Origin of the sequence: Halobiforma lacisalsi AJ5, assembly GCF_000226975.2 — an archaeon.
GTDB classification, from domain to species: domain Archaea; phylum Halobacteriota; class Halobacteria; order Halobacteriales; family Natrialbaceae; genus Natronobacterium; species Natronobacterium lacisalsi.
Genome location: NZ_CP019285.1, coordinates 3,392,376 through 3,413,043 on the forward strand (window position 1 = coordinate 3,392,376; position 20,668 = coordinate 3,413,043).

The 20,668-nt window shown below is 66.3% G+C and carries 14 protein-coding genes; 6 read left to right on the top strand and 8 right to left on the bottom strand.

The window, feature by feature from the left end; genetic code table 11:
* Positions 1-134: 134 nt before the first annotated feature.
* Positions 135-467, top strand: coding sequence for a MarR family transcriptional regulator (locus CHINAEXTREME_RS16445; RefSeq protein ID WP_007142913.1), 333 nt, complete (start codon positions 135-137; stop codon positions 465-467).
* A gap of 26 nt (positions 468-493) precedes the next feature.
* Here the strand turns inward: CHINAEXTREME_RS16445 and CHINAEXTREME_RS16450 are convergent, their stop codons facing one another.
* Both CHINAEXTREME_RS16450 and CHINAEXTREME_RS16455 read right to left on the bottom strand, forming a co-directional pair.
* Positions 494-1,510 carry a lipid II:glycine glycyltransferase FemX gene (locus tag CHINAEXTREME_RS16450; protein WP_007142914.1) on the bottom strand — a complete coding sequence of 339 codons (1,017 nt, stop codon included), beginning with the start codon at positions 1,508-1,510 and terminating at the stop codon, positions 494-496.
* A 3-nt stretch (positions 1,511-1,513) separates the two neighbouring features.
* A complete protein-coding gene (locus CHINAEXTREME_RS16455; RefSeq protein WP_007142915.1) occupies positions 1,514-3,145 on the bottom strand; it encodes an alkaline phosphatase family protein in 1,632 nt (543 codons plus the stop codon).
* Positions 3,146-3,414: 269 nt separating this feature from the next.
* Here CHINAEXTREME_RS16455 and CHINAEXTREME_RS16460 point away from each other — a divergent pair, with 269 nt between their 5' ends.
* Positions 3,415-4,545: a DegT/DnrJ/EryC1/StrS family aminotransferase gene (locus CHINAEXTREME_RS16460; protein ID WP_007142916.1), complete on the top strand. Its 1,131-nt coding sequence runs from the start codon at positions 3,415-3,417 to the stop codon at positions 4,543-4,545.
* Positions 4,546-4,550: 5 nt separating this feature from the next.
* On the opposite strand, the gene CHINAEXTREME_RS16465 is transcribed toward CHINAEXTREME_RS16460, so the two are convergent.
* A complete protein-coding gene (locus CHINAEXTREME_RS16465) occupies positions 4,551-6,416 on the bottom strand; it encodes an ATP-binding protein (RefSeq protein WP_007142917.1) in 1,866 nt (621 codons plus the stop codon).
* 188 nt (positions 6,417-6,604) lie between these two features.
* The gene (locus CHINAEXTREME_RS16470) at positions 6,605-8,560 is read right to left on the bottom strand and encodes a DEAD/DEAH box helicase (RefSeq protein ID WP_007142918.1); all 1,956 of its coding nucleotides are present in this window, start codon (positions 8,558-8,560) and stop codon (positions 6,605-6,607) included.
* A gap of 157 nt (positions 8,561-8,717) precedes the next feature.
* Between CHINAEXTREME_RS16470 and CHINAEXTREME_RS16475 the strand changes: the two genes are divergently transcribed.
* Both CHINAEXTREME_RS16475 and CHINAEXTREME_RS21930 read left to right on the top strand, forming a co-directional pair.
* Positions 8,718-10,445, top strand: a complete 1,728-nt coding sequence (locus CHINAEXTREME_RS16475; protein ID WP_007142919.1) for a methyl-accepting chemotaxis protein — start codon at positions 8,718-8,720, stop codon at positions 10,443-10,445.
* Between the two features lie 63 nt (positions 10,446-10,508).
* Positions 10,509-10,685 carry a hypothetical protein gene (locus CHINAEXTREME_RS21930; RefSeq protein WP_007142920.1) on the top strand — a complete coding sequence of 59 codons (177 nt, stop codon included), beginning with the start codon at positions 10,509-10,511 and terminating at the stop codon, positions 10,683-10,685.
* On the opposite strand, the gene CHINAEXTREME_RS16480 is transcribed toward CHINAEXTREME_RS21930, so the two are convergent.
* A complete protein-coding gene (locus CHINAEXTREME_RS16480; RefSeq protein ID WP_007142921.1) occupies positions 10,678-11,643 on the bottom strand; it encodes a transcription initiation factor IIB in 966 nt (321 codons plus the stop codon). The two genes, CHINAEXTREME_RS21930 and CHINAEXTREME_RS16480, sit on opposite strands and share 8 nt — an antisense overlap.
* A 739-nt stretch (positions 11,644-12,382) precedes the next feature.
* Here CHINAEXTREME_RS16480 and CHINAEXTREME_RS16485 point away from each other — a divergent pair.
* Complete coding sequence (locus CHINAEXTREME_RS16485; protein ID WP_010546824.1) at positions 12,383-12,982, top strand: DUF7344 domain-containing protein; 600 nt, start codon at positions 12,383-12,385, stop codon at positions 12,980-12,982.
* Positions 12,983-13,509: 527 nt separating this feature from the next.
* Here the strand turns inward: CHINAEXTREME_RS16485 and CHINAEXTREME_RS16490 are convergent.
* The 3 genes from CHINAEXTREME_RS16490 to CHINAEXTREME_RS16500 form a co-directional block, all read right to left on the bottom strand.
* Complete coding sequence (locus CHINAEXTREME_RS16490; RefSeq protein ID WP_007142923.1) at positions 13,510-15,288, bottom strand: hypothetical protein; 1,779 nt, start codon at positions 15,286-15,288, stop codon at positions 13,510-13,512.
* 481 nt (positions 15,289-15,769) lie between these two features.
* Positions 15,770-16,717, bottom strand: a complete 948-nt coding sequence (locus CHINAEXTREME_RS16495; RefSeq protein ID WP_029601716.1) for a hypothetical protein — start codon at positions 16,715-16,717, stop codon at positions 15,770-15,772.
* A gap of 383 nt (positions 16,718-17,100) precedes the next feature.
* On the bottom strand, positions 17,101-18,891 hold the full coding sequence (locus CHINAEXTREME_RS16500; protein ID WP_007142925.1) for a hypothetical protein: 1,791 nt from the start codon (positions 18,889-18,891) through the stop codon (positions 17,101-17,103).
* Between the two features lie 416 nt (positions 18,892-19,307).
* On the opposite strand from CHINAEXTREME_RS16500, the gene CHINAEXTREME_RS16505 reads away from it, so the two are divergent.
* A complete protein-coding gene (locus tag CHINAEXTREME_RS16505) occupies positions 19,308-20,633 on the top strand; it encodes a hypothetical protein (protein ID WP_010546825.1) in 1,326 nt (441 codons plus the stop codon).
* Positions 20,634-20,668: the final 35 nt, after the last annotated feature.

Genomic DNA, 20,668 nt, shown 5'->3' on the forward strand with positions numbered 1-20,668 from the left:
CCGAACGGTCGGGAGCGAGCGACACCGATCCGGCGGCGGTATCGGACCGTTCGAGCGGGAGTAGTACATCCCTAGATTTCTGAACCGTCTGGATCGTATATACCGCTGACCGGCGTACGATTCGGTACGATCGTATGAGCGCTACCGACCGCGATTCCGAGTCCGACGTCGACGAGGCCGAGTCCGGGACCCGAACCGAACCCGACCCGGACCTCGAGCACGAACCCGATCTCGATCCGAACCCGAACGCCGAAGCCGCCGTCACCGACCTCCCGCCCAGCGCCAAACTCGTCTACAAGGTTCTCGAGTACGAGGGATCGCTGACCCAGGAGGAAATCGCCGGCGAGTCACGGCTCTGTTCCCGGACCGTCCGGTACGCGCTCGACAAACTCGAGGGCCAGGAACTGGTCGCCAGCCGTGTCTGTCTCGAGGATGCACGCCAGTCGAAGTACTGGATTCCCGAGTGAACGAGTGGTCGAAGTGAAACCGGCCGCTACCGCAGTTTCCGATACCGGTCGACGAGCAGATCCAGGCCGAACGCGCCCGAGGTGATCGTGTAATTCGTCTCGAGCCCCGGATTGAACTTCGCCTTGTACCGGTTGATGCTCGGGACGCCGGCCCCGACGAGGTCGTATCGCTCGAGCCCGTCCCGGAGCCCGTCGCGCATCACGTGCCAGTCGAGCAGGTCGTTGATCGCCAGATCGACGGAGACGTCGGGCTTGACCCCGCCCTGCCACCGATACCGGGTGGTGTCCGACTCGACCACCAGGATGCCACCGACGGTGTCGCCGTCGACGCGACAGACGTAGGGGCGGATCGACCCGTCCGGCAGCGTCGCGTGGGCCGCCCGGGCGAACTCCGGACTCAGGTGGAACGACTGGCCCTGACTCTCGTACCGCCGGGCGACCTGGTCGACGATCTCACCCACGTCCTCGTTATCCCCTTCCTCGACGACGTACGCGTCCTCGTCGGCGTTGCGCACGTTGCTCCGGGCGTCGCTGCTGAACCGCTTCGCCAGTTCCTCCTCGTCGCCGGCGCCGGCGAGGTCGACGACGTACGTGTACCCTGGCTGGACGTCGAAGTCGTTCCAGACGAACGGCCGCACGTCCTCGAACTCCGCGGCCACGATCTTGGTGTAGACCGGTGAGATTTCCCGCGCGATCCACTCGATCGCCCCCTCGAGGAAGCGCCTGACTCGCCGGTCGGCCTTGCGTCGTTTCAGTTTGGCGACGTTCAGCGTCGCGGGACCGAGATAACAGGACCACGACCGGGGCGCCGGGGAGAACGCGCCGGTAATGGGACCGCGATTGTACTCGAAGATCGGCAGGAGGCCGACGGCTTCCTGACCCTTGAATCCGACGAGCAGGTGCGGCGTCGTCCCGGTATCGTCGGCCTGCAGTCGCAGCGCCTCGGCGCGAAAAAACGGGTTCGTCCCGTCGGAGCGTTCGACGTACCGGTTCCACTCGTCGGCGTCGGTCCACGGATCGAGCGTCGTGACTTCGATACTCATTGGTTAGAGGTAGCCGAGATCGGAGAGGCGGTCCTCGACGACGCGGTCGTCGGTCGCGGTCACCGGCTCCGGCTCGTAAGCGGGGTACTCCGCTTCAGCTCCCGGATCGACGATCGGCAGCGGCCGGCCGTCCATCGCCGCGTCGATCGGCACGTCGAACAGCGCACAGATCGTCGGCGCGACGTCGAAGATCGTCGCCCCGGCGTCCTCGAGCGGGACGTCCTCGTCGAAGGCCGGTCCCCTCGCGGCGACGATGCCGGTTCGCTTGTGGTTCCACGGCTCCATCGGTTCGCCGAACTGCTCCGTGCCGAGGTCGGCGACGAGGGCGTTGTCGAAGTCGGCGGGCACCGTCACGATGTCGGGTGCCTTGTCGACGTGGGGTCCCTCGAAGTACGTCTCGCGGGGCACGACGGCGTCGAACATCGGCTCGCCGTCGGGCGTCCGGACCGCCGATAGTTCGTCGATCACTTCCTCGCGGACCCGTTCGTACTCGGATTCGGGCACCCGTCCGTCGGGTTCCCGGCCCTCGAGATTGATCCGGAGCCCGAGTTCGCTCTTCGAGCGCATGTAGACACGCGACTCGGGGAAGTCGACCCCTTCGCTCGCGGCCCGGATGAGGTCGTTCGGGACGCGCCTGCCGATCGGCTCCTTGAGGCCGACGCGATCGAGCGCGGCGGCCACGCGCTGGGTGGTAAGTCCGAACCGGGCAGCGACGTTCAACGCTTTTTCCGGCAGGCTCTCCCCGTGTTCGCCGGCCTCCTCGCCCTCGAGGAGGTCGTTCTCCCAGCTCTTCGACCAGTTGGGCATCCCGCCGCCGTCCTCGGTGCCGGTCAGGTAGCCACCATCGCGCAGGAACTCGTTGATCCGGAACTCGTGGCCCGTCACCTCTCCCATCCCGTGGTCGCTGACGATCAGGACGTTGTCGGGCTCGGTCTCCTCGAGCGTCCGTTCGATCTGTCGGTCGACCGCCTCGTAGACGGCCCGGATCGCCTTCCCGTCGCCGGGCCGTTCGTGGAAGACGGAGTCGGTGATCTGGAACTGCAGAAAGCCGAACTCCGGCTCCATCCGCCGACAGAGGTAGCGAAACGCCTTCCCGCGTTTCTCGGCGGTGCGCTCGTAGGACTCGATCGACCCGTTCGCCTCCGGACCGCTCTGGGGATAGATCCGGTAGCCGCCGCAGGCGATTTCGACGTCCTCGAGGACTCCCTGGGGGTGACAGTCGGGGTCCTCGGGTGCGGTCATTCCGGGGATCAACGCACCGTCGAACGGCCTCGCGGGGTGGGTGACCGGGAGATTGACGACGACGCTCGTGTAGCCGTGTTCGCTCAACAGTTCCCACACGGGCCGTTCCCGAACGTGCGTCGCGTTCACCACGTCCCAGTCGTAGCCGTCGAACGCGAGGAAGTCGTAGACGCCGTGTTTTCCGGGGTTCTTCCCGGTGTACAGCGACGGCCAGGCGCTCGCCGTCCACGGCGGGATCTGTGACTCGAGCGGCCCGTCCGTGCCGGACTCGATCAACTGCCGTAGCGTCGGCACCGCCCCCGAGTCGAACAGCGGCTCGAGCACGGGCCGACAGCCGGCGTCGAGTCCGACGACGAGCAATTCGAGGTCGGTGTCGCCGGTCGTCTCCGTCATAGGCCAGCGGTTTACCCGTCACCGCTTTGTTATGCGAGTGTTTTGCACCGTGTAAGCCGGCTCTTCCGGAGCGGCATCGAACCGGCGTCGAACGCCGCCCTGCCCGTTCTGTTCCGCGGTCGCCCTGTAAGCGCGGACTGTCGCGGACCCGGTACCCGTATCCGCCGAATCACTAAGGACGCGCCCGGAAACGGTGGATCCGCCATGCATAGCACACCGATCACCACGAGTGCGGGGAGCGATACCGGATCCCTCGGCCGTTCGCAGGGATGATCGACGACGTACCGTCGCTGACCGTCGAGGCGCTATCGCGACGCCGCCACGGCCGGGCCGCCGGCCTCGACTCGTTTTTCGATCGCCACGCGCGGGCGTTCGCCTACTACGGGTCTGGTAAGGTCGCGCTTCGGGACGGGCTGGCCGGGGTACTCGAGCCCGGAGGGAACGTCCTCCTCCCGGCGTACCTGCCGGACGGCGTCGTCGAACCGCTGTACGAACTCGGTCTCGAGCCGCGGTACTACGCCGTCCAGCCGACGCTCGCGCCCGACTTCGCTGACCTCGAGCGCCGCGCCGACGACGATACGGGGGCGGTCGTATCCGTCGACTACTTCGGGTTCCCCCAGCCCGGCCTCGAGGAGGTGGCGGCGATCGCCGCCGACCGCGGCTGGTACCACGTCGACGACAACGCACACGCACCGATCAGCCGCTTCGAGGGACGGCTCCTCGGTACCCTCGGCGACCTCGGGATCACGAGTCTCTGGAAGCTCCTGCCGGTCCCGAACGGGGCGATCCTCTATCTCACCGGCGACGACGTGCATGCGGGGTACGAGCCCTCCGACCTCGCGGGCGTTCGTGACGGAATCGGCCCCGCCGACTGTCGGTTCGTCCTCAAGTCGTTCGTCGGCGACGTCCTCGAGTCGAACGCGATGCTCAGACGCTCGGTCGAGGCTATTCTGTCCGAACGAGGGGACGGCGACGCACCGGCGGTCGGCGGCCCGAAGGCCCGGTACGAGCGTTCGAAAGTACGGATGTCGAAGCTCTCGATGCGGATCGTCGAGGATTCCGACCCCGAGAAGATACGAACCGCTCGCCGGGCGAACTACCGCGCGTGGCTGGACGTTCTCGGCGAGCGAGCCGACCTCGAGCCGGTCTACGACTCGCTGCCGCGAGGGATCTGCCCGCAGGCGTTTCCGGTCCGGGCCGCCCGTCCGGACGCGTTCCTCACGGAACTCGAGACCGCCGGGGTCGGGGGCCACACCTGGCCGCGACTCTCGGACGAGGTCCTCGAGGATCCGGAGTACGAGACGGCGACACGGCTCTCCCGTGAGATCGTCACGCTTCCCGTTCACCAGGAAATCGAACCGGGGAGGATCGCGGCCCTCGGCGACCGACTGCGCCGGTAGGCCGATCAGTCGTTCTCGACCGAAAGCAGGGTCGACCTGACGTCGTCCTCGAGCAGGTAGGAGCGTTCGTCCCGGCGATCGAGCACCGATTCCGTGCGCAGTTCCGAAAGCAGTCCCTGGACCGCGACCGGCGAGCGCTCGACGCGCTCGGCGATGGCCTCCGTCTCGAGGGGCTCGTCCCGCGCGAGGACGCCGAGCACCTGCCCGGCGGTCTCGACCGAACACTGGGACCGCTCGCTCGCCGCCTCGAGCCGTTCGCCAAGCGGTGTCGACGCCAGCCGATCCGCCAGCGATTCCTGGTCGGTCGCGACGACGAGTCCGGAGTCGCCGTCGACCGCCGTGCCGTCGTCGCCCCCCGACCCGGCTGTGGCCCCGGCCGACTCCGCACCGGCCGTTCGTATGTCGGTCTCGGCCGACTCGCCGTCCGGAGCCGATCCCGGGTCCGTGTAGCCGAACTCCACCGGATCGCCGCCGGCCTGGACGATCGCGTCGTCGGCCTCGGCGGCGCTTTCGGAGTCGGTAGCCGAGCCGGTATCGGGATCGGGGACGGGATCGGAACCGGAACCGGAACCGGAATCGAGCCGCTCTTTGAGTCTCCGGACCCGCTCCCGCAGCCGCTCGTTCTCCTCGCGGAGCCGTTCCATCGCGTCGGCACGGGACTCGACCTGCAGTTCGAGCTTCTCGATACGGTCCTCTCGATCCGCCAGCTTCTCCTCGAGTTCGTCCCGTTCGGTCTCGAGGTCGACGATCTCTTCGTGAAGCTGACGGACGTCCTCGCTACCGGGCCCGGCCCCGGCACCGGCCGCGCTCTCGTCGGGCAACTGCGTCTGGAACGTCTCCGGCCGCGTCAGCGCGTCGGCCATCTGTCTCGCCGCCGAGGAGACATCGCGGGCCGACTCGAGTTCGTCCTCCAGGGTCTCGATCCGTTTCTCCTTCTTCTCGAGTTCGTTCTCGAGTTCGTTGATGCGGTCCTGTTCGCGTTCCTTCCGTTCGGAAATCTTCTCGAGGTCGCCGACGAGGGAGTCCGAGACCGACTTGAGGTCTGGTCGCTCGAAGTCGTCCAGGCCGGGGGTCGCACCGGCGTCGAAGGTCCGCTTGCGGCGGAACTGCACCTTGCGAACTTCGACATCCGTCCAGTCGGTCTGGACGAACGCCTGGCCGTCGTTCAGGTCGGAAACCAGTTCAGAGTACTCGGTGTCGATGATCCGGCCGACGACCTTCGTGTCGTTGTTCCAGGTCAGCCGGTGCCAGACCAGCCAGTTGGCCTGGGTGATGAAGTCCTTCTTGACGTCGGCGGGCCGCTGGCTGATCCCCAGGATGCCCAACCCGTGTTTCCGGCCGCGCTTGCTGATCTTGATCAGCAGATTCCCGGTCTCGCCGACGCCACCGCCCTCGGGGATGTACTCGTGGACCTCCTCGACGACCAGCAGGAACGGCTTCTTGAGCTTCTTCTCCTTGACGAACAGCTGGCGGGCGATCTTGCGCAACAGTTCGTCCGCGACGTCTTCGTCGAGATAGCCGGAGACGTCCAGGATGATCGGGACGTTCTCCTCCAGGGCGAGTTCGGCCATCTGTTCGGCGTGTTCGGGCCCGATCTGGATGTCACACTCCTCGTCGGCCCCGGCGTGGAGCATCTCGTACTCCTCTTTCAGCCCGTAGTACTCGCCGTCGGTGTCGACGATCAGCAGGGGAAAGCCGGCCTCGAGCAGTTCCTCCGCGATGACGGAGGCGGTGTTGGACTTCCCCGACCCCGACTTGCCGGTCACGAAGCCGCGCCCGGTCAGCAACTCGACGACCGGCAGGTAGAGGTCGTCGCCGTCGTCGGTCTCGCCGACGAGGATCTCGCGCTGTTGGTCGCCGTCGTCGCTCACCGCTCGCTCACCTCTGTCTCGACCTCGAGAGCCGTCGCGTCCTGGCGTACGCGTTCGCTCGCGACCGCGTCGTTCATACTATCCGTACAGTCCGATCGTGGTACCTTGAATATTGGCCTCGAGCCCGGGGCTCGAGCGGTCGGCGAAGCGACGCGACGGTTCCGTACCTGGAGGCCGACGGCGTCCGGTCAGGTCGCTTCGCTCGAGTCGGCCTCCTCCCCGTCCGGTTCTCGATCCACGGTCCGCTCGCGGACCGTCATCCCCTTCCGACCCAGGTGCTGTAACTGCCGTCGCGCGAACTCCTCCTCGCGGCTGCCGCGGGTCGCGAGCACGTAGACGAGCGCGCCGCCCGCGGGACGCATCGTCCGGCCCGCCCGCTGGGTACCCTGTCGCCGCGACCCCCCAAGCCCCGAGGCGACGATCGCCAGGTCCGCGGTCGGGAGATCGATCCCCTCGTCGCCGACCCGGGAAACGATCAGCAGGTCGCGCTCGTTCCGACGGAACTCGTCGAGCAACCGCCGGCGCTCGTGGTGCGGGGTTTCGCCGCTGAGGAAGGGAGCGTCGAGGGCCTCGGCGAGTTCGCGACCCTGCGCTAAGTAGTCGACGAACACCAGCGCCTTCGCGTCGTGGTGGTCCCGTAGCAGGAACCGCACCTCGTCTACCTTCCCGCGGTTACGGGCCGCGATGCGGTACTTCTCCTGGCCCTCCGCCGAGGCGTAGGCGTTTCGCTGCTCGTCGTCGCCCCACGGCACGTACCGGATCTCGAGTTCGGGTTCCGCGACGAAGCCGGCATCGAACAGCGCCTGCCAGTCGGTACCGATCGGCGGGCCGACCAGCGTGAAGATCTCTGTCTGGCGGTCGTCCTCGCGGATCGGACTCGCGCTCAACCCGAGACGGTGCTGGGACTGGAGGTGGGTGCTGCGCCGGTAGACGTCCGAGGGGACGTGCTGGCACTCGTCGAAGATCACGAGCCCCCACTCGCGGTCGTCGAACAGCGAGCGGTGCCGGTCCATCCCGGCGATCTGATAGGTCGCGATCGTCACCGGGCGGACGTTCTTCTGTCCGCCGTGGTACTGGCCAACCTGGTGGGGGCCGAGGCTGGTGTACTCGACGACGGCGTCGGCCCACTGGCGCGCGAGGTCCCGACTCGGTACCAGGACGAGCGTCTCGCCGCCGACCTCGGCCATCGCGCCCATCGCGGCGACGGTCTTGCCGCTGCCCGGCGGTCCGACGAAGACGCCCTCGCCGGCCTCGGCGAACCGGTCGACCCAGGTCCGCTGGTAGTCACGCAGCGAGACCTCGAGGTCCACCTCGAGCGCGTCGCCGGCGTCCAGGTCGCGGTGGTCCTGAACGGGATAGCCCGCCTCGTAGAGGATCCGTTTGATCGCTGCTTCGGCCCCCTCCCGAACCCAGTCTTCCGTGTCCGAGATGGGCGCGTGGACGTGTTCCTCGTCTAACTTCTGGCGGGCGACGTTGCCCATGACCTCTGGGGTCTGGGCCTCGAGCACGGTGTAGCCGTCCTCGTGGGTGTACAGCCGGAACTGGCGGGCCCGCTCCCACTGGCTGCGGACCCACTCCTCGAGTTCCTCCGAGCGCTGGCCGAGCGCCTGGCGCATCGTCCGGGCGAGGGCCTCGAACTCGTCGTGGGGTGCCTGCCAGACGTCCTCCGGCCGCACGACGTAGCGGTAGCCCTCCTCGCCGTTCCCGTCGGCGAGGTGGGCGAACTGGGACAGTTGTGCACGCGTGAACTGCGTCGGCCTGTCGACGACGATCTCGCGGCGCTTGGGGAAGACGACGACCCGTTCCTCCTCGGTCAGATCCTCGAGTTCCGAGGGGTACCAGACGACGGGGTCGTTCGAGACGGAGAGCCGCTGGACCGAACCCGCCTCGGCGAGGGCCTCGAGGTCTTCGCTGACCGCTTCCTGGGACCGCTCGAGGCTGCGGGCGACGGCGTCGGCGGTCAGGACTGGTCGTCCCACCTGTTGACAGGCCTCGTGGAAGCGGTCGAGCGAGAGCCGCGAGGCGTCGGTCTCGTCTCCGGACGATTCGACGTCTGCGCCGGGTTCGTCGGACGAGTCGGTGCTGGCGGGGTCGTCCCGGGCGTCGCTACCGGCGTCGGCGGACGAGGATCGTTCGTCGGTCACTGGCGGGCCGTAACGGCGGTGTGGGTAAACCCATTTCGCTCGGGGACCGACCGCCGGGAGTCGGCCGGCGTCGCTCGGTTGCCAGGGCCATCCGCCCCGTTCCGACCGAGTGGAAACAGCCAGCGCGCTTAAGTGTCGTTCATCGGATTACTTGGGTATGTCAACTGTTTCGACCGAGCGAGTCGACGCCACCGACGGAGGGGGAGGTCTCCGCGGCCGGTACGAGGCGATCCTCTGGGGGATGATGGATCGCCTGGAGATCACGGAAAGCGCCGAACGGAAGATGATCGCGGCGGTCGTCCTGCAGTTTCTCGGAACGATCGCGGTCTTCGCGCTTCCGGTCGTTTTCCTCGGACCGGGCGAAGCCTTCTCCGTGTTCCCGACCGCACAGATCGTGCTCACCGGCGTCGTGTTCCTCCTCGCCGTAGTCGCGTTCGTCAACACGATGCTGATCGCCCGGGAGGACATCATCCGACCGATCCAGGAGATCCAGACCGTCGCGGACGACATCGCGAACGGCCACCTTGATACCCACCCGCCGACACCCGACCAGGAGGACGAGGTCGGCGACCTGCAACGGTCCGTCGTCTCGATGCACGCGTACCTGACCACCGTCGGCGACCAGGCCGACGCCCTCGCCCGCGAGGAGTTCGACGCCGACGTCCTCGAGGAGGAGGTCCCCGGGGAGTTCGGTGACTCCCTCGAGCGGATGCGAACCGGGCTCGAGGAACGGATCGACGAACTCGAGGCGAGCCGGGAGGAGATCGAACAGCAGCGCCGGGAGGTCGAACAGCGCAACGCCGCCCTCGAGGCCGACGCCGAGCGGTGCCGGGACGTCCTCGAGCGGTGTGCCGAGGGCGATTTCACCCACCGCGTCGACGTCGAGAGCGACCACGAGGCGATGGTCGAGATCGCCGACGGGTTGAACGCGATGCTCGACGACGTCTCGGCCACGCTCGACCGGATCCAGACGATGGCCGACGAGGTCGACCAGGTCGGGACGGAGGTCTCGACGAGCGTCGCCGAGATGGAGAACGCGAGCGCGGAGGTCAGCGAGTCCGCCGAGGAGATCTCGGTCGCGACCGACGAGCAGAACGACCGCTTCGAGGAGGTGCTCGACGAGATGAGCGACCTCTCGGCGACGATCGAGGAGATCGCGTCGACGGCCGACGGGGTCGCGGACGTCTCCGAGGAGGCCGCCGACAGTGCCCGCACCGGCCGCGAAACGGCCAGCGCCGCCATCGAGGAGCTCGATCGCCTCGAGCGACGGACCGAGGCGATCGTCGAGCGGATCGAGGCCCTCGACGAGGAACTCACCGCGGTCACGGAGGTCGTCACCCTGATCGACGAGATCGCCGAGGAGACGAACCTGCTCGCGGTCAACGCCTCGATCGAGGCCGCCCGTGCGACCGGCGACGGGAGCCGGTTCGCAGTCGTCGCCAGCGAGATCAAGTCCCTCGCGGAGGAGACCGGCGACGCGACCGGCGAAATCGACGAGATGGTAACCGACGTCCAGGCGTCGGCCCAGGAGGCGGTCGAGGAGATTCAGACGATGCAACGCGAAGTCGCCGACGGCGCCGAGACGATCGAGGAGAGCCTCGAGGTGCTCGAGGAGATCGCCGACCGGGTGCAGGAGGCAAACGACGGCGTGCAGTCGATCAACGAGGCGACCGACGAGCAGGCCCGGACGAGCCAGGGCGTCGTGACGATGGTCGACGAGGCGACCGAACAGAGCGAACGGACCCTTCAGGAGACCAGCAGCGTCGCGGCAGCCGCCGAGGAACAGACGGCGACGGTCTCGGAGATCGCCGGCGCGGCGGAGTCGCTGTCACGGACGGCCGCGGAGTTGAACGGACAGCTCGAGGCCTTCACGGTCGAGGGCTGACGCGGACGGCCGCGTCTCACTCCCGGCGAACAGTATATGCGGGAGGCCGACGTACCCGTGCGTATGTACCGCGCCATCCTTCCCGAAGGACAGATCCTCTGTGACCGGTACGAGCAGGGCGAGAAGGGGTTCGAACTCTACGACGAGACGGATCAGCTCGTGGCGTTCGTCCCGTACGACAATCTTCACGCGCTGGTCGACGAGGACGTGTACTCGGCGGACGACCGGTCGATCATGTAGCCGGCGCCTGGTCGATCGCGTCCAGCTGTTCCCGGTACCTGTTCCTGACCGTGACGACGGTCGTCTGTGCCGTCTCCGCGACCGCACGCTGCGGGATCGTCTCGTCACAGAGTAGTCCGGCCGCGTAGATCGCCGCCGCGGCGAAGCCAGTTGGCGACTTGCCCGAGTGCAGCCCTTGCTCGGTGGTCTGTTCGATGATTTCGACGGCTTTCGTCTCGACATCCTTGCCGACGTCCAGTTCCGAACAGAACCGGGGCACGAACTGGCGTGGGTTGGTCGGCTCGAGGTTGATGTCGAGTTCGTCGGCGATGTAGCGATAGGTGCGCCCGATCTCGCGCTGGTCGACCCTCGAGACAGCCGTTACCTCCTCGAGGCTGCGGGGGATGTCCTCCTTGCGGCAGGCGGTGTAGAGCGCGCTGGTGGCGACGCCTTCGATCGACCGTCCGCGGATGAGGTCCTGCTCGAGGGCGCGCCGGTAGATGACGCTTGCAGTTTCCTTGACCGGGGTCGGGACGCCGAGCGCGCTGACCATGCGGTCGATCTCCGAGAGGGCGTACTTGAGGTTTCGCTCGCCGGCGTTTTTCGTTCGGATGCGCTCCTGCCAGACCCGGAGCCGGTGGATCTGTCCGTGTTTTTCGGCGGACATCGAGCGGCCGTTCGCGTCCTTGTTTCGCCAGTCGATCGTCGTCGTCAGCCCGCGGTCGTGCATCGACTGGGTCAGCGGTGCGCCCACGCGCGACAGTTCGTCGTGCTCCTGGGCGTTGAATGCGCGCCATTCCGGGCCGTAATCGATGGGATCCTCCGTGAGGACGAGCCCGCACTGCTCGCAGACGCGCTCGCTGCGGTCCGGATCGTGCACGATGGTGTCGGTCTCACATTCGGGACACAGCTCCGTCTCCCGTTCGGGTTCCTGCTTGCTATGTTCGCTTCTCGCGTGGTCGATGATGGGCTGTGTCATCCGTATCGCTCTGAAAGCCTGCAGGCATTGTAAGGGGGTAACATGGTTTCGTGGGAAAGCCCGACTTACCGGCACGCTACCTGAGAGAGAAAATAATCGGCACGGGTTCCGACGCCGCCAGTTCGGAACCGTTCGAAACCCGCGCCGACGCCGTGTCCCATCGGTCGTCTCCGGGCGAAGCGAGTGCGCCGGTCGCTTCGGCCCATCCCTTCGGATGCCACGCCGTGACATGAATCGTATCGATCGTTCCACGGCGCCAGCTCCGTAAATCGGACGTTCACCCCGTAAATGTCGCTTTCGATACAGAACCGTGGCGCGAATTTATGTCGTTGGAGCCAAACGTTCGACTAGTGCCCCGTTGCCGACCCACTCCCCGAGCCTCGAGGGCCCGGCGGCGGCCGCCGGTCCGACCCGAAGTACGCCCCGGATACGCTCCCCAAATCGGTCGATACCGTCGTCCCGGGTCTGGCCGGTCGGATCGCCGTACGCGCCGCCCGCGACCCGCCTCGAGTCACGGGGATCGAAGCCGCTCCGTACCGGCTTTGCAGCCGTTGCGAAACGTGACCGTGCTTAAGAGTATCTTCGTTGGTGTACAACTTGGTGTGTCAATCGTGACTGCGAATCGCCGTTTGGACGTACAGCGGTCGTTGCCGGGCCGGAACCGCGGCGACGTTCTCGACCGCACGCGGTGGCGAAGCCGGACGTTGTCCCCGGGTCCGGCCGCCGGAGGGCCCCGATAATGTCGTCGATCGATACCTCTTTGCCCGACGAACTCGCCTCGTCCGTCGGTGACGGAGAGGACGACGAACGACTCTCGAAGGACGTCATTTTCGAACTCCTCAAGAACCGTCGCCGACGGGAAGTGCTCGCCTACCTGCTCGAGGCCGAGGAGACCGTGACCCTCGGCGAACTCGCCGAGCAGATCGCGGCCTGGGAGAACGATACGGACGTCAACGCGCTCAGTTCCGACCAGCGAAAGCGCGTCTACGTCGCCCTCTACCAGACCCACTTGCCCAAGATGGACGACGCCGGAATCGTCGAGTACGATCAGGATCGGGGCCTGATCTCGCTGTCGGACAACGCCGATCTCCTCATGATGTACCTGGATACGGAGTCGCATCAACAGGATCGGTGGGACCGATGGTACGGCGCGTTGAGCGCGATCGGCGCGGTCCTGGTCGGGGGCGCGTTCCTCGGGGCACCGGTGCTTTCCGCCATCCCGACGATCGGACTCGCCGGAGCCATCCTCGTTGCGCTCTGTGGCCTCTCGATCACCCATGCCGTGGCCAACCGAAAACAGGAGCGAACCGTCGACGGCAAACTGGACCGAATCGAGTGACGTCGCCGACCCGCGGATCCTTCGTGCTCCGCGTTCCGTGTCCTCCGCCCCGAATCTCGCCTCGAGTCCCGGAAATCGAACTCGAGTTCGGGTCACGAGTCTCGAGCGTCGATCGTTCGTCCCATCGTCCCATCGTCCCATCCCAGTTCTCGCTGTGGCCTTTCCGGCGTCTCACGGCCTCGTATTACAGGAAAGGGCGACGAGTCCGCCCTCGTCTCTCCCGTTTCCGGTGTTCGTGGCCACTGTTATTTCCGATCACGTCCCCGACTTCCGACTCCCCGCCTCGCGGGAAAATTCAGGAAGGACTTTTAGTCGTGCCCCGCGTATTGTCGAGTGGCTCCCGGCGACCGTCATCCAGTACCGGAGCAGTTCGCGTGCCAGCTTGCTGTTCCAGGCGCGGGAGCCACTTTCCTACGCGACACCGACTACGTAGTCGCGACTGGGGGACTCCAGCCGCGATCTCAGATCGAGCCGAACTCGAGTACGCGCCGTAGCGGTATCGAGGTGTCTGGAGGACCAGCGCCCGGCTACTGGTTGCGGGCGTTGAACTGGACGTCGACCGACGCATCGCCCAGCAGCCTGAAGTCTTCGAAGCCGCCGTCGAACCAGTACGCGTCGCGGTCGTCGCCGACCGCGCCGCGGACGACGCCGTCCTCGTAGACGCGCTCGTCGTCGATCGTGAGATCGCAAAAGCTCGCCTCGACGATCTTCCCGGAGACCTCGAAGGAGTACGTCGTCGGCTCCTCCGCGTCGGTCCCGTCGATGAGGATCGCGTGGGGTAGCAGTTCGTCGTCGCCGTACTCGTCGGGATCGATCTCCTCGCCGTCGATGGTGACGACGGCCTCACCCTCGATGATCGCCACGTCAGTCACTGTCCCCGAGAACCGGAACGACTGGCTCGCGTCAGTCACGGAGCTCTGGACCGTCGATCCCGACACCGTCGTCGCCTCGTCGTCGGGGTCCTCGTCGCCGTCGAACTCGATCGTTCCGTCGACCGTGATCTCGTAGCTCGTCGGCTCGCCCTGCCCCTCGACCGTAAGGGTGTGGGGCAGTTCCTCGCCGAACTCGTCGGGGTCGACCTCCTCGCCGTCGAGCAGGACCGTCGCCGGGCCGTCGACCGTCAGCGTCTCGATGTCGCCGTCGAAGCGGAACGCGTCCTTCCAGTCGGCGACGACCCCGTAGACGGTATCGTCCTCGATCTCGGTTTCCTCGTCGATCGTCGCGCCATCGTGGGTCGCGGGTTCGACCTCGCCGTCGACGACGAACTCGTATCGCGAAACGTCGGACTCGTCGCCGTCGAACAGCAGGACGTGCGGGAGGCCGTCGTCACTCCGCTCGACACTCGAGTCGGACCCGCCCGCCGCGGCCTCGCGGGCCGACGTCGGAACGCCCTCCGGCAGCGAGAGGTCCGGTGCACTCGAGACGTCGGAGCGTCGGAGGCCGCTGCCCTGAACCTGTCCCTTGATCGCGCCGCCGGTCATCCGTGCGGATCCGCTGTTGCGCATGACGGCCGCGTAGGGGTACGATCCCGCGGCGAACTCCGAGTCTCGGACCTCGACCGTTCCGCCGGGCCAGACCCACAGCGGGCGACCGGCGTCCTCGGTGTAGCCGCCCCAGCCGGGGCCGTAGTCGGTGCCGTCGTTGTAGGCGACGCAGTTCACGACAGCGTCGTTTCCGCCGGCGACCCGGAACGTGGAGACGCCGTTGTTCTTCCCGTAGCAGTTCTCGAACCGGACCGAGCCGCCGGAGGCGGTGTTCGAACAGTAGAAGCCGTTGTTCGGCCACCCCTGGACGTTACAGTGTCGGAAGGTCACGTCGCAACCGGCCTGCTTGTGGTAGAAGACGGCGCCGGGGCCGTGGACGAAGCTTTCGCCCTCCTTGGTCGAGCCGTCGCCGAGGTAAACGTTCTCGACGAGGACGTCGCCGCCGGGCGCGTTGATCGAGATCATGAACTCGTCGCCGCGGTGAAGCCCCTCGAATCCGACGTTCCGGATGACGGAGTCGCCGCCCTCGACGAGCAACAGGACGCTGTCGCCGGTCGTGAGATCGATGAGTTTGTTCTCGAACGTCTCCCCGCGGCCGATCCTGATGACCTGCCCACGGGCGGTGATCTCTTCGTATCCCTCGTCTTCCTCGTCGGCGGTGACGGCTCCCGGAAGGGTTACCGCGGCGGCCGCACCCGTCACGCCGGCCAGTTTGACGTACGACCGCCGATCCAGTAATCCGGTATTACCGTCGTTTGCCGCCGTCCCGTCGTCATCGTCCCCGAGCGATTCGTCGTCCGGTACCGAAGGTTCGCGTGCCATGTATCCAGTAATTGGAAACTACCGGCATAAACTTTCTCTTTATCTAGGACTAAAATTTACTGACTGTAATACAGTACACACTGTTCGTTCATAGAATTTTTACTTTTCGTCGCCGGTCACAACGGCGACGAATCGGGTGCCGTTGCCGGAAGTAAACTAGTATTACCCAAGTCGCGGCCCGTTTCGTGAATATACGTTCCACGTCGTTGTCGGGTAAAACCGTCTTACCGACTCGAACCGTCCGTATCCGACGGCGTCGGACGGGTGGACTGCGATGCATCCTCGACTGCAGGAACGCGATCGGGTGAACGAACGATCGTGGACAGCGCTCGAGTGGGAATCGCGAAAAAGAACGACTCGACCGAAAGCGTCGGCGGGAACCGGGGCGACGTCGTGTCGACGGGTACCGAGACGGAGACCGAAACGGAGGAAGGGGTGCAGCAATCCCACCACGGAGAGCTGCGTCAGCGAGGTCCGTCGATCAGTCGCCGGCGGCGGCTTCTTCCGGACTGCGCGGGACGCCCTCGGGAATGAACGGCTCGGGGTCCGTGCCGACGTCGTCCCCTAGCCGGACGTTCGAGCCGGCGTGTTCGCTGATCCCTGCGGCATCGTCGTAGTCGGTGTCTTTGACGACCACGTCGGTCGCTTTGCCGTTCGCGCCGGCGTCGATGGCCGTGTTCTGCCCGTTCATCTCGATCTGACAGTTCTCGACCTCGATCGTGCCGGGGGCCCACGCCCAGATACCGCGGCCGGCGTAGCCCTCGTCGTCGACGTAGACGCTCGAGTTCGTCACCTTGCTCCCCTCCGTCGCGAGACGGAAGTGAGAGACGTAACAGTTCGCGGCGAAGCTACTGTCGATGTGGATCGTCCCGCCCGCGCCGGTGCCGGGGGCCGAGCCGTAGATCGCGTTGTCCGCGAACCCCTGGATGTTGACGTTCTCGAAGTCGATGTGGCCGGCGTGGTCGGGGTCGACCCAGAACGCGGTCTGGCCGTGACCGCTCGAGCTCGCGTTCCGGCTGTCGGAGCCGTCACCGAGGTAGACGTTCTCGATGGTGCTCGAGCCGCTCGGGTCGGTGTCGGAGATACCGAACGTGGCCGATCCGGTGCCGGACGTGTTTTCCCCCTTGAAGCCGACGTTCCGGATCGTCCAGTCGGTGCCGTGTGCCGTGATGACCACGTCCTGGCCGGTCGTCATGTCGATCAGCTTGTTCTCCCAGGTCTCACCGGAGTCGATGGTGATCGTCTGGCCCGAGGCCTCGATGACCTCGTAGTCGTCTCCGTCGGCGGCCGCAGTGGCGGCCGCGCCGACGGAGGTCGCCGCAGTCGCGACCGCAGCGAGCGAGCGCACGTAGCTTCGGCGGGTTAATCCGTTGTTACGGTCTGCAATCGAAGTTTCGTCCGTCTCGGACGTTCGGGGATGCTGCGCCATACACTTGGGTAACTCCGACTTACGCCCATAAACTTTTCTTTAGAGCCATCGATTAAATTTACGCAAATACTTTGTAACGATATTGTTCTGGACACAATCTACTCTACTTCGTTCACGAAGATACGAACGAAAGCCGGGCCGAAACGGCCGTCACAACGGGATGTTTTCCGGATAAAAAGTCTATTACTCCGGTCAGAGTCGTTCTATAGCCGTTTTTCGAGATGGGCTCGGAGTCGGCGCTGCCCGGGAAACGAGTCAGCCGGCCGCAGAGTCACGCTCGAGGAAGCGAACAGTAGTCGATTACTGTCGGACTCGGGCGGTCGCGAAGCGTGGTTGAAGGAGCGCGGCCGAGCGCGGCACGAACCGATCGACGAAACAGCGTGTTACTCCGTGCCGTCGACCGCGTACATCGAGAACTCGCCGTTCGAAATCACCTTGTCCGCTTCGGGGCTGGACTCGAGTTCGGCGAGCGACGACTCACTGTAGTAGAGTTCCTGGTAGACGTCGACCTCGCGAGTGAGATCGTACTCCGTGACGGTCAGGTAGTAGTCGACGCCGTGGTAGGCCCCGCTGTAGTTACCCGCTCCGAACCGGTCGGGGTCGACCTCGCCCGTCTCGATCGTCGCGCCGCTGAGCACGTCTTCACGCTCGAGGCCGTAGAGGCCGTGGTCGTACCGGTAGGGATCGTAACCGAGGCCGGCATGAGGTCGGTCCTCGGCGGCGTGCTCGAAGCTCGATTCGTAGCCGCTGAACTGCTGGTCGGTCACGTGCTGACCGGGGTCGTAGATAAGCGGCGAGGTGAAGACCGTCAGCAGTCCCAGCATGAGACACGCACCGAGAGCGAGCGCGACGATGGCGTTCGCCCCCGGGCGAGTCACGAACCGCCCGAGGCCGCCGGCGAGGTGGGCGACGGCGACGCCGGCGAGGATCGTCAACACGACGTAGATGAAGCCGATCTGGCGGAACGCCATCGTCGGGGTGCCGACGAAGTACAGCGCCAGGATCCCGCCGAGCGGAATCAACGCGAGCGCGAGGTAGGTGACGAACGCGGCCGTCTCCCGTTCGACCTTCGTCCGGCCCAGCCACATCGCCAGAACGAACAGCCCGACGATGAGGCCGATGATCGCAGCGTCGAGGAACAGTGCCACGAACAGTTCGCCGATGCTGCCGCCGATCTCGGCCAGCGACGCCTCGCGCTGGCCGACCTCGGTTCCGGCCCCTACGTCCGCCGCGAAGAGTCCGTAGACGACGCTCGAGATCGCGTCCCTGAACCGTTCGTTCGAGGCCGACCAGGCGAGGAACACGAGTCCGAGGACCGCCGCGTGTGCGTACGCGGTCGGGTGCTCGAGCATCGGGTGGTCGTCGTACCGGCGGCGTGCGAGGAACTGGACGAGCGCGATCGCGCCGACGAGGACGACGACGTTGACCATCTGCTGGGGGTGGATCAGGAGGAGCGCGACGCCGCTCAGGAAGATAAGCACGCTGAACGGCGAGAGACCGAGCGGTAGTCGCTCGATGACCGCCCGCCGCCGGAGGTACGCGACGACCGCGAAGACGACCACCGGGACGAAAAACAGTGCGTTCGAGTTCGTGTGCACGCCCATGTGCGTCGCGACGTTGTTGACCGGCAGTACCATCCAGGAGACGATCGCGCCGAACCCGATCGCCGCAGCGCTCCCGCTAACGTTCCGAACGACCAGCGGAACGAACACCAGGAAGGGAACGAACAGGACGACCATCGTGATCAGCAACGCCCGTTCGACCGGGATGCCGCCGACCTCGCCCAGCACCGACCCGATCGAGTGGACGGCCGGGTAAAACAGTTCGTGGGGCTCGAGTTTGCCGCCGACGATGTCCCGTGTCCAGCCCAGGTGGGTCATCGCGTCACCCATCCCGGCGTACCGGTAGTTCCGGATCACCGGGAGGCTCACGATGGCGGTGACGGTCAGCGTGCCCAGGCCGATCCCGACCCCCTGGTACCAGCCGCGACAGACGATAGCGGTGCCGACGGCGATCGCAAGCGCCAGCGCGAACGCGGCCCACGTCGCGGACGGCGTGCCCGCGTAGACGGACGACTCGTACCCCGTCGCCGGGTTCTCGCGCGCGAAGAGAACGCCGGCCGCGACGGCGACGAATCCGCCCGCGAACACGCCCTCGAGTATCGTTCGTCTCATCGGTTCGGTCTCCCCTCCGTCTCGCGTTCGGTTCGCGTCACGTCGAAACGCATCTCTTGGAAACCCCTCACCGATACCGGAGTTTGTTATACGGCTCATACCGCTCGAGCACGGTATCGGCGGTTCTCGGGGCGTTCCCGGGGGAGAACGGGACTGCTCGTTTCGGCAGCGTACAGGCGACGCTCGACGAGCGGACGATCCCCCCGAGGACCGACCGATCGCAGGACGGAACCCGGATCGGGGACTCGAGTGGTCGGCGACGACGGCTTCGATCACGATCCAGCCCTCTCGACCGTGTACGCCGATCCTATCCGAACGGCGTCGTCGCTACGGAGACGTTTCGGCTGCGACGACGGATCAACGATACCGATAGTTTTTGACGACGGTCGTGATGTCTCGGAGCAACGGCTTTCAGCATGTCAGCGATCGTTATCGACGATATCACCGCCGATGGCAGGAGTCTCGAGTGCGACGTGCGCCCGCGGGGGCGGGTGGAACGGTTCTTCACGGGGGAGCCATTCGAAGTCACCTACGACCGCCCGATCGAGGACGTCCCAGACGGCGTCCTCGCTATTCCGGTACTCGCGAACGTCTGTCCCGTCGCCTGGGCGAACGGCGCGGACGTCTACGTCGACGAGGTCGACGAGACCTTCGCCCACGCACTGGAAGACGTCCAGGGGGTCCTCGAGTCGATGTACGAGTTCATGGAGGGCGGGGACCTCTACGCCCGCCGGACGATCGACGCCGACCCCGACTCCGACCCCGATCCCGACGGCGACGGCGGCGAGAGCGCCCTGCTGTTTACCGGCGGCGTCGACTCGACGTGCTCGTACGTTCGCCACCGCGACGAGGAGCCGATCCTCGCGAGCATCCGCGGGTGGACGATCACGCCCGATCCCGAGGACGACGGCGACTGGGCCGACCTCCAGGAGCGCGTCTCGTCGTTCGCCGCGGAGCGGGACCTCGACACCGCCTTCCTCGAGACGAACGCCCTCGAGGCGCTGGACCACGCCATGCTGCTTGCCCACTACAGACACCGCGTCGACGGGGCCTGGTACAGTTCCGTCGGTCACGGCCTCGGCCTGCTGGGGCTGTGCGCTCCGATGGCGTACGTCCGCGGCGTGGAGGACGTGTACGTCGCCGCGACCCACTGGGAGGGCATCGACCTCGAGTGGGGCTCGTGCCCGGCAATCGACGACCGCGTCCGGTGGGCCAGCACCCGGTGTCACCACGACGGCTACGAACTCACCCGCCAGGAGCGGGTCGACGTCATCGCCGACTACGTCGAGGCCGAGGCCCCTACTCTCGAGCTTCAGACCTGCAACCGGCGGATGGACGGCAACTGCGGCGAGTGCGAGAAATGCTACCGGACGGCCGTCGGTCTCCGGCTGTCCGGGCTCGATCCGACCGCACACGGGTACCCGTTCTCCCACGAGGAGTACGACGAGATCCGGCGAGCCATGGAACGCGGCGAATGGGAACTCGGCCAGGACGAGCGGTATATGTGGGCGGACATCCGGGAGCGAGCCCGCGAGACGGACCCGGAATCTCCGGCCGAACGCCGCTTCTTCGAGTGGCTGGTCGAGACGGATCTCGAGGCGCTCGTCTCGGAGGCGGAGTCGCCGCTCTCCCACCGGCTTCTTCGTGCGGGCGCGCGGAACACGCCCGCGAGCGTCTACAACGTGGCCTATCCGACCTGGAAATCGATCCAGTCGGGACTGGATCGCGTCCGCTCGCAGTGACCGCAGTCGGATCCATCATTTCATACGAATCCCTG

What these genes read in the sequence shown, in the direction of transcription:
- CHINAEXTREME_RS16460 (WP_007142916.1), top strand. Translation starts at nt 3,415, where the DNA reads ATGATCGACGACGTACCGTCGCTGACCGTCGAGGCGCTATCGCGACGC.
- CHINAEXTREME_RS21930 (WP_007142920.1), top strand. Translation starts at nt 10,509, where the DNA reads ATGTACCGCGCCATCCTTCCCGAAGGACAGATCCTCTGTGACCGGTAC.
- CHINAEXTREME_RS16490 (WP_007142923.1), bottom strand. Translation starts at nt 15,288, where the DNA reads ATGGCACGCGAACCTTCGGTACCGGACGACGAATCGCTCGGGGACGAT.
- CHINAEXTREME_RS16455 (WP_007142915.1), bottom strand. Translation starts at nt 3,145, where the DNA reads ATGACGGAGACGACCGGCGACACCGACCTCGAATTGCTCGTCGTCGGA.
- CHINAEXTREME_RS16505 (WP_010546825.1), top strand. Translation starts at nt 19,308, where the DNA reads ATGTCAGCGATCGTTATCGACGATATCACCGCCGATGGCAGGAGTCTC.
- CHINAEXTREME_RS16485 (WP_010546824.1), top strand. Translation starts at nt 12,383, where the DNA reads ATGTCGTCGATCGATACCTCTTTGCCCGACGAACTCGCCTCGTCCGTC.
- CHINAEXTREME_RS16445 (WP_007142913.1), top strand. Translation starts at nt 135, where the DNA reads ATGAGCGCTACCGACCGCGATTCCGAGTCCGACGTCGACGAGGCCGAG.
- CHINAEXTREME_RS16500 (WP_007142925.1), bottom strand. Translation starts at nt 18,891, where the DNA reads ATGAGACGAACGATACTCGAGGGCGTGTTCGCGGGCGGATTCGTCGCC.
- CHINAEXTREME_RS16450 (WP_007142914.1), bottom strand. Translation starts at nt 1,510, where the DNA reads ATGAGTATCGAAGTCACGACGCTCGATCCGTGGACCGACGCCGACGAG.
- CHINAEXTREME_RS16475 (WP_007142919.1), top strand. Translation starts at nt 8,718, where the DNA reads ATGTCAACTGTTTCGACCGAGCGAGTCGACGCCACCGACGGAGGGGGA.
- CHINAEXTREME_RS16480 (WP_007142921.1), bottom strand. Translation starts at nt 11,643, where the DNA reads ATGACACAGCCCATCATCGACCACGCGAGAAGCGAACATAGCAAGCAG.
- CHINAEXTREME_RS16495 (WP_029601716.1), bottom strand. Translation starts at nt 16,717, where the DNA reads ATGGCGCAGCATCCCCGAACGTCCGAGACGGACGAAACTTCGATTGCA.